This is a genomic window from Sphingobacterium thermophilum (assembly GCF_039541675.1).
Classification (GTDB): Bacteria; Bacteroidota; Bacteroidia; order Sphingobacteriales; family Sphingobacteriaceae; genus Sphingobacterium; species Sphingobacterium thermophilum.
This window is the reverse complement of sequence record NZ_BAABGR010000031.1, coordinates 2234-4037: the sequence shown is the minus strand read 5'-3', so window position 1 is coordinate 4037 and position 1804 is coordinate 2234. Positions and strand designations below refer to the sequence as shown.

The 1804-nt window shown below is 36.9% G+C and carries 2 protein-coding genes; both read right to left on the bottom strand.

The genetic code is table 11. The features are described 5' to 3' along the window. Positions 1–70 precede the first annotated feature (70 nt). Positions 71–1114: a hypothetical protein gene (locus tag ABD873_RS10620; protein WP_345068167.1), complete on the bottom strand. Its 1044-nt coding sequence runs from the start codon at positions 1112–1114 to the stop codon at positions 71–73. A 342-nt stretch (positions 1115–1456) separates the two neighbouring features. Beyond that, on the bottom strand, positions 1457–1804 hold a 348-nt coding region (locus ABD873_RS10615; protein WP_345068165.1), incomplete at its 5' end, for an integrase core domain-containing protein.

Sequence of the window (1804 nt, the reverse complement as noted above, 5' to 3'; positions counted from 1 at the left end):
ATTTTGAAAGCGACAAACAGGCGTGTTAGGGTGTTTAGGTTTAGGTTAATTTGATGAGAATTTTGTAAAATTATGCAGTCTTAATTTGGGGAAGTCGACACTCAAATTTCAATTCTACATGAAATTTTTCGGTAAATTTTCTTTTGTAATTGGCAATTTCCTGTTTTATTCTTTCTTCCCGTTTTTCTTCTTCGGCAAAGATAGTTTCTCCATTATACTCATTTGAAATATGTGTGATTAGGGGCTTTACGTCTGAAGGTAATTGAAGTTCGAATGCCTTGATAAAAAAATCTATTAGCTGCGAATTCGAATGAATGTTTTGATTCCAGAGTGGAATTTTGAAACTCAATAAATAACCATAAATAGGAATGGTATAGTAAGCAAATGAACGTACATAAGAGGAATTTTTAAAGAATTCATTTATACTGGAAATAAAATGCTCTTTTGTTTGATTTTTAGTTCGGCCACTTACCATCAAGCCGGTATATTCGGCAATGCCTTCGTTTAGTTCGAGCAAGTTTTCAAGTTGGGAGGATCCCGGAAACAGGCTATTGCGATATTTTCGGAAAATAAAAGCATGGGTCAAATGACGTTTTTGTTCTTTTTCGGTTTCGGAAAGAAGGGCTTTAAGCAGAGCTTCCATTTCCAAACGGAGGTAAATTCTCCCTTCTTTTTTATCTAGATGAGGGCTTTCTTGATTGTTTTGCACAAAGCCTAAAGAAGGTTGTGCGCAATGAAAAAGTTCATGAGCCAATAGGTTGATCCTCTCGAATTTGTCTTCCGGAAGAGGAAGCATAATCATAGCCCAGCATTTTCCATTCCATTGAATGGAGGTGTTCGCAATATTGAGATTTTCGGGTAAAGTTCCGGTGAAAAGATTGCTTTCAGTTTGAAGACTATTGTGAGCATCGCGTTGATTGGTGAAAAATTGCCGCGTTTCCGGGACAACCAACAAAATGTTGCCATACAAATCTTTATTCCAAATAGAGCTTGCTTTTTTCGTGGTTTCCTTGATTTCTTCTAAATAATTCGAAATTCGGTTGATTTCTTCAGTTTCCAATTTTTGGGCAAAAACAAATGAAAAATGAATGATGCTGAAGAAAATAAAGCTCAATCTTTTCATCTTATAACCAATTAGTAGCGACTAGTCTTAGGGTATAAAACAAAGATATAAAATAGAATAGTTAATTGTGCGATACTTAAACCATCATTCGTCCATGAAGTATTAGTAGACGCAATATATTCTTTTAATTCTTCATCACTTGATCTGTCTGCTAGGCAATGTCTCCTTTTCCAATCACTTGGCCTTGAGCGTTTACTGCCTCTGTAATTTATTTCCCACTCGCTAATTTATAGGTAAATGCAGTCTTTTTATCGGTTAAGTCCCAGTGTAATCTTCCCTTAGCTAGCTACATTCAAAACTAAAAAATTCCAATCAGATGACCCCTCCCCATATTTAGGAGTCTTCTAAAATAGAAAAATCGGCTGTTTTGACCTGTTTTTCTATGAACATTTCCGGCGTCAAATTTTCGAGGAAACTATGCGGCCTGAAGGTGTTGTACTCCTCTCTCCAGACTTCTATTTTCTCTTCGGCATCTTCCAGTGAAAGAAACCAGTGTGCGTTTAGGCACTCATCCCGGAAGCTCCCATTGAAGGACTCAATATACGGATTATCTGTGGGTTTTCCCGGTCTAGAGAAAATTAGTTCAACCTGATGTTCATACGCCCACCTGTCGACTTCTTTAGAAATAAACTCCGATCTGTTATCTACCTGAATCTTTTTCGGCTTTACGCCCTCTAATAG